This is a genomic window from Gottfriedia sp. NPDC058432 (assembly GCF_042721555.1).
GTDB lineage: Bacteria > Bacillota > Bacilli > Bacillales > Bacillaceae_G > Gottfriedia.
Map to the genome: position 1 here is coordinate 53,111 of NZ_JBHXLC010000028.1, position 6,540 is coordinate 59,650.

The following is a 6,540-nucleotide window of genomic DNA, read 5'->3' on the forward strand; positions in this document are numbered from 1 at the left end:
GAAACTTCGATAAAACTCCACCTCGTCAACTACACATTCTCGTCTAGTGTAGTTCTGGCGCTTTTTTAATACTTTTTTATTTCTATACTCCTTCCCCGTTAGGAAAACAATAAAACAACTATACTATACCGTGTTAAAAATGGTCAACAAAAATATGTTGAAAAAAAGTTATAGAATAGCTGTATATAATAAAAATATGCATAGACTTACACAAAAGTGCTCATCAATGCATATTTTTTAAATTTATATTATTCTCCAACTTCCTCTTTTACAACAGCAACAATGCGTTCTACATATTGTTTACATTCTGCTTCAGAAGGAGCCTCAGCCATTACACGAATAAGTGGCTCAGTACCAGAAGGACGAACTAAAATACGACCATTGCCGTTCATTTCTTCTTCTACCTCTGAAATGATTGATTTAATACGCTCATTATTAAGTGCTTCATTTTTATCTGTAACTCGAACATTAATTAATAATTGAGGATACTTTTTCATTTCTCCAGCTAATTGTGATAAAGTTTTACCTGTTTCTTTAACAATACTTACGAGCTGAATCGCACTTAACATACCATCACCAGTCGTAATATGATCTAAAAAGATGATGTGTCCAGATTGCTCACCGCCAAGATTAAAGCCATTCTTTCTCATCTCTTCCATGACATAGCGGTCACCAACACCTGTAACTGCACTTTTCATCCCATTCATTTCTACTGCTTTGTAGAAACCTAAGTTACTCATAACAGTTGATACGATTGTGTTTTGTTTTAGACGACCTTTTTCATTTAAATATTTTGCACAAATGTACATTATTTGGTCACCATCAACGATTTCACCATTTTCATCGATAGCAATTAGACGATCTCCATCTCCATCAAATGATAAACCGATGTCAGCACCTTTTTCCTTTACAAGAGCTGCTAAAGCTTCAGGATGTGTAGAACCTACGCCATCATTTATATTAAATCCATTAGGATTCGTTCCCATTGTAACAATATCTGCTTCTAAATCTGCGAATAAATATGGCGCTAATGAAGAAGTAGCACCATGTGCACAATCTAGAGCAACTAATAGACCTGAGAAATCTTCATCGATTGTGTTTTTAAGGAATTGTAAGTATTTTTGACCACCTTCAAAGTAATCACTAACTTGACATAAATCATTTCCAGTTGGTCTTGGTAAACGGTCAACTTCTGCATCCATTAGTTCTTCAATTTCAGCTTCTTGCTCATCCAACAATTTAAAACCGTCTGGACCAAAAAACTTAATCCCATTATCTGCAACAGGATTATGCGAAGCTGAAATCATAACACCAGCTTGTGCACCAAGTGCTTTTGTTAAATAGGCAACACCTGGAGTTGAAATAACTCCTAATCTCATAACTTCAGCACCAATTGATAATAAACCTGCAACTAGTGCTCCTTCAAGCATATGTCCTGATACACGTGTGTCACGCCCAACAATAATTTTAGGTTTGACATTATTTTTTGTTAAAACATAACCGCCACAGCGTCCAATTTTATATGCTAATTCAGGAGTTAACTCTTTATTTGCAACTCCTCGTACACCATCAGTACCAAAATATTTACCCATTTTAACTCTCCTTCTAATTCGATGACTGTCCTACATCGCCTGAATTCTCATTTTCATCAGTTTGAGCAGATGATTTTTTATCAGTAATTTCAATCGTTATTGTATCAAAATCTAAACTATATATAGCTCCTTTTGGGCCTGTAATAGTAAGCGCTACATCTCTAGTTCCTGGATCTAGTCCATTAACTTTTGCTGTAATATTTAAATCGCTTGGATTAATTGCATCCAAGTCTTCCTTAAATCCCTTAGCAGTAACTACTACTTTTCCTAAAGGAGGCTTAGTAAACTTATATTCAAATTGATTATTTTCACCCACTAAATTAATTGGGATATTACTAAATTTCTTTTCCATTTCTTGATCAAAATTAACGTTTACGTTAATAGTGCTTGAGTCAACTCTAAATGCTCCATTTGGAGTAGGTACATTAACTTCATATGTGCCACTTTGATCAAATGAAGATATGTCTACTGGCACTTGTATTGGTCCATTAAACTTGTCCAACCAATCTTTTGACGCATAAATTCTTACTGCATTAACATCACTAGCAAGACTACTTAGTTTTAAACCATCTTTAAGTGTTCCTGTTTGCACTAATTTGATCGGGAAGCTAGCACTTTCAGAAACAATAGGGACAGTTACTTCAACTTTTCTTGGACTTGTAATGAACGGAAGTTGAACACCCTTTTTATTGTATAATCGAACAGGTAGCACCTGACTAAATGTCTGATTCGCATCAGTAACATCCACACCAACACTTGCATATGCCACTTGTGATACATCATATCTTGATCCTACTATTGTAACTAAACCTGGTTTAACAATTGCATTTTCAGCCTTATAGCCATGTTTAATCCTTTTTTCATTTAGATAAACAACTTTAACTGAAACATTTTTTTCAATTTTTTCATTAATTGTTACTCTAACTGTTCTTGGTTTAATAGTTGCTTTTATTTTATCTGAAATATTTCTAATTTTTAAAGGAACTTCATATGTACCTAAAGCATAAGAAGTTAAATCCAAATATACTTCAAAATCCTTCTTCATCTCAGCTGTTTTTACAATACTATTGGGTCCATCTAATTGCACTGAAACATTCTTTGGAATTCCAGTTACAATTAGATTGTGCTGATCATAAATAGGTGTTACTGGTACATCTCGCACTAATTCTTTATTATTAACAAACGGTATGTCTCCTAAGCCCGATGAACTTGATTGTGGGACTAGATTGACAGACATAAAAAGTAATAATGTTACTAATAAAGCGATTCCTCTTAATATCCAACGATTATCCATAAAATTATCCATTACGTTTCACCTTCCAATTCCATTTAGATGTAGTGGACTCTTCTGGTGATTTTAGTTCAGTATTTAATAAATTTATAAGCTCGTCTTTTGATAATTCTCTGTATAGATTTCCGTTCCTTGCAACTGAAACTGCACCTGTTTCCTCGGAAACTACAATCGTAATACTGTCAGTAACTTCACTGATCCCAACTGCAGCTCGATGTCTCGTTCCCAATTCCTTTGAAATAAATGCACTCTCAGACAAAGGTAAGTAACAGGCTGCTGCTGTAATCTTTTCACCTTGTATAATTACCGCTCCGTCATGTAGAGGTGTATTTGGTATAAAGATATTAATCAGTAATTCTGATGATAAATTAGCATTCATTCGAATACCAGACTCTATATAGTCACCCATACCTGTTTGTCTCTCAAATGATATAAGTGCACCTATTCTTCGTTTAGCCATGTATTCAGTGGCTTTTGCAATGTTCTCAACAATATCATTTCGGTCATTAATCCCACTACCTGTCGTCCTAGAGAAGAAACGTCCACGTCCGAGCTGTTCTAGTGCTCTCCTTAACTCTGGTTGGAAGATAATAATAACCGCCAAGAATCCCCATGTTAATGCTTGATCCATTAAAAATTGTAAAGTATGCAAGCCGAATAGGCTGCTTAATACTTTTACGACAATAATGATTGTTACACCTTTTAAGAGTTGGACTGCCTTTGTCCCTTGAATAATGATAATTAATCTATAAATAACAAACCAAACTATTAGTATGTCTAATCCATTCTGTAAGTACTGTAAAAAATTTATATGTAAAGAAGGCATCTTTTACCCTCCAAATTCTATAGAATAAAACTGTATCTTGAGTATTATACCATATTTTTGCAATACACAAAATTTGTGAGTTATGAATTATATTAACAATACTTTAACGACTATTTTAGTTATATTAAACAAAATTACAGAATTATATATATTAGTTGTCTAAATTCGTAGAAGAATAGACAACAATTAATTCTTTTTTGAAAGACAGTTCTTCAGAGTGTTGAAATATAAAATGGTCAATAGGGAAAACGGACATTAATTGAACATTTATTAATGATGAAATTATCATTTTTTGGATGGTCTATTAATGATTTTAAATTTTAATATGTTTGAGCAATTCTATGATTCCAATAACACTAGTAAGTTTTTTTAGAAGTTAAAAATATTATGAGCTAATTTTTAGAAAAGCAAATTCAATTGATTAGCTTATTAATTAATGTTCGATATTAATTGACCTCCAAACTGATTAATAAACAACTGTTTGGAAACTCTAAGTAAAGGCAATTTGAATAGGTTTTATTGCACACTTTTTTTGATGAATATGTTGATTGGAACGAAAGGGGTGCTCGACTCCTATGGGATATGCGGGAAGGCTGAGACCCCGCAGGCTCGCCGAGGAGGCTAAAGAATCTCGCCCCATGGAAAGCGAGCATCCTGTAGTGGAAATCAACGCCACTCTACTCCTTCTACGAAAATTTGGTAATTTAATTGACAAGGTTATTTTTCTACAACGTAAAAAAGCTAGCGAATGCTAGCTTTTTATTTTTGAAATAATTATAGTAACTTTTCACCTAATAATGAGCCTATTAATGCAACGGCTACGATTGCTGTTCGATTTCTTTCGTCTAATATAGGATTAACTTCTACGAATTCAATTGATGTAATAATATCAGCATCTGATAACATTTCCATCGCTAAGTGACCTTCTCTATAAGTGATTCCTCCAGGAACAGGTGTACCAACACCAGGAACGTGAATTGGATCTAGGCCATCAAGATCTAATGATAAGTGTACACCGTCACACCCTTTCAAGTGATCAATGCTTTCTTCCATTACTTTTGTCATTCCTAATTTATCAATTTCATGCATTGTATAAACTTTAATTCCTAATTCTTTAATAATTGCTCTTTCGCCTTCATCAAGATCACGTGCACCAATAATGATTACGTTCTCTGGTTTTACTTTAGGGAAGTAACCACCTATTTTCGTTAATAAGTCGTGACCGTGACCTAATGAAACAGCTAAAGACATACCATGAATATTACCAGAAGGAGATGTTTCAGCAGTATTTAAATCTCCATGTGCATCAAACCAAATTAATCCAAGATTATTATAATGTTTTGATACACCTGCTAATGTACCGATTGCAATACTATGATCACCGCCAAGTACTAGTGGCATTCTGTTTCTTTTAATAACTTCATCAACTTCAGCAGCAAGCTTTTCACATGTTTCTTTTACAGATTTTAAGTTCTTTAAATTATGTTCTGAATTATCTTCTTTAACTGGTGTACGTTCTACTAAAATATCGCCTAAGTCTTCTACTTGATAAGACATTCTTTCAATACGTTCGTGCAACTGTGCATATCTAATTGCACTTGGCCCCATATCTACCCCACGTCTAGTTTGTCCTAAATCTAATGGTACTCCAATAATTGAAATATCTTTTAACATTTTTATTTCCCCCATCGACTGATTTCATAAAAGAAAACGCTTACTTGTTTTTGAAAAAATATAATTTTTTGACTGTTAAAGTTATTAATTATATTAATAGTTTAAATCTTTTGAAACAAATGGGTCAACTCGACATTTTTTTGTATACATATGCATTTTGAGCTTATTAATTGCTATATCATATGATTATATACAACAAAAAACCTTAGTCAAATGACTAAGGTTTAACTTTATGTATATTGGTGGAGCCTAGCGGGATCGAACCGCTGACCTCCTGCGTGCAAGGCAGGCGCTCTCCCAGCTGAGCTAAGGCCCCACTATATAAAAATATATGCGAATGGAGCGGAAGACGGGGCTCGAACCCGCGACCCCAACCTTGGCAAGGTTGTATTCTACCACTGAACTACTTCCGCACATAAAAAAAAAGAGTGAGCCATGAAGGATTCGAACCTTCGACCCTCTGATTAAAAGTCAGATGCTCTACCTACTGAGCTAATGGCTCGTAATAAATTACGATTAAATAAAAAAATGGCTGGGCTACCTGGATTCGAACCAGGGCATGACGGAATCAAAATCCGTTGCCTTACCGCTTGGCTATAGCCCAACAATAAATGGTGGAGGGGGACGGATTCGAACCGCCGAACCCACAGGGAGCGGATTTACAGTCCGCCGCGTTTAGCCACTTCGCTACCCCTCCGGTATTTATTAAATTAGATGGTGGAGGATGACGGGCTCGAACCGCCGACCCCCTGCTTGTAAGGCAGGTGCTCTCCCAGCTGAGCTAATCCTCCGTAATATAAATGGTGACCCGTACGGGACTCGAACCCGTGTTACCGCCGTGAAAGGGCGGTGTCTTAACCGCTTGACCAACGGGCCAGTACAACTTTTCCTAAGCTTCCAACCGGGCTCGAACCGGTGACCTCTTCCTTACCATGGAAGTACTCTGCCTGCTGAGCTATGGAAGCATTAAGTTAAAAATGGCTCCGCAGGTAGGGTTCGAACCTACGACCACTCGGTTAACAGCCGAGTGCTCTACCACTGAGCTACTGCGGAATAAACTTAAAACCAAGCGACGTTCTACTCTCACAGGGGGAAACCCCCAACTACCATCGACGCTGAAGAGCTTAACTGCCGTGTTCGGTATGGGAACGGGTGTG

Annotated in this window: 4 protein-coding genes, 9 tRNA genes and 1 rRNA gene; all 14 read right to left on the reverse strand. The window is 36.0% G+C overall.

Translation table 11 applies throughout. The annotated features are described in order from the left end of the window. Nucleotides 1–248: 248 nt before the first annotated feature. Nucleotides 249–1,592: a phosphoglucosamine mutase gene (gene glmM, locus ACFWM3_RS21185; protein ID WP_390312835.1), complete on the reverse strand. Its 1,344-nt coding sequence runs from the start codon at nt 1,590–1,592 to the stop codon at nt 249–251. Between the two features lie 13 nt (nt 1,593–1,605). Next, the gene (locus tag ACFWM3_RS21190) at nt 1,606–2,898 is read right to left on the reverse strand and encodes a CdaR family protein (RefSeq protein WP_056476156.1); all 1,293 of its coding nucleotides are present in this window, start codon (nt 2,896–2,898) and stop codon (nt 1,606–1,608) included. Next, complete coding sequence (cdaA, locus tag ACFWM3_RS21195) at nt 2,891–3,709, reverse strand: diadenylate cyclase CdaA (protein ID WP_097978505.1); 819 nt, start codon at nt 3,707–3,709, stop codon at nt 2,891–2,893. Before cdaA ends, ACFWM3_RS21190 begins: the two co-directional genes overlap by 8 nt. A gap of 774 nt (nt 3,710–4,483) precedes the next feature. Then, nucleotides 4,484–5,383, reverse strand: a complete 900-nt coding sequence (gene rocF / locus ACFWM3_RS21200) for an arginase (protein ID WP_088014518.1) — start codon at nt 5,381–5,383, stop codon at nt 4,484–4,486. 240 nt (nt 5,384–5,623) lie between these two features. After that, nucleotides 5,624–5,699: transfer RNA gene (locus ACFWM3_RS21205), tRNA-Ala, on the reverse strand. A gap of 22 nt (nt 5,700–5,721) precedes the next feature. Beyond that, nucleotides 5,722–5,796: transfer RNA gene (locus ACFWM3_RS21210), tRNA-Gly, on the reverse strand. 16 nt (nt 5,797–5,812) lie between these two features. Beyond that, nucleotides 5,813–5,885 (reverse strand) — tRNA-Lys (locus ACFWM3_RS21215). Between the two features lie 27 nt (nt 5,886–5,912). Beyond that, a tRNA-Gln gene (locus ACFWM3_RS21220) sits at nt 5,913–5,987 on the reverse strand. 8 nt (nt 5,988–5,995) lie between these two features. Beyond that, nucleotides 5,996–6,080 (reverse strand) — tRNA-Tyr (locus ACFWM3_RS21225). An 18-nt stretch (nt 6,081–6,098) separates the two neighbouring features. Continuing rightward, nucleotides 6,099–6,174, reverse strand: a tRNA-Val gene (locus ACFWM3_RS21230). 10 nt (nt 6,175–6,184) lie between these two features. Then, nucleotides 6,185–6,259, reverse strand: a tRNA-Glu gene (locus ACFWM3_RS21235). A gap of 16 nt (nt 6,260–6,275) precedes the next feature. Further along, nucleotides 6,276–6,348: transfer RNA gene (locus ACFWM3_RS21240), tRNA-Thr, on the reverse strand. 13 nt (nt 6,349–6,361) lie between these two features. Next, nucleotides 6,362–6,436 (reverse strand) — tRNA-Asn (locus ACFWM3_RS21245). 11 nt (nt 6,437–6,447) lie between these two features. Next, nucleotides 6,448–6,540: ribosomal RNA gene (gene rrf, locus ACFWM3_RS21250) — 5S ribosomal RNA — on the reverse strand; the annotation flags it as partial.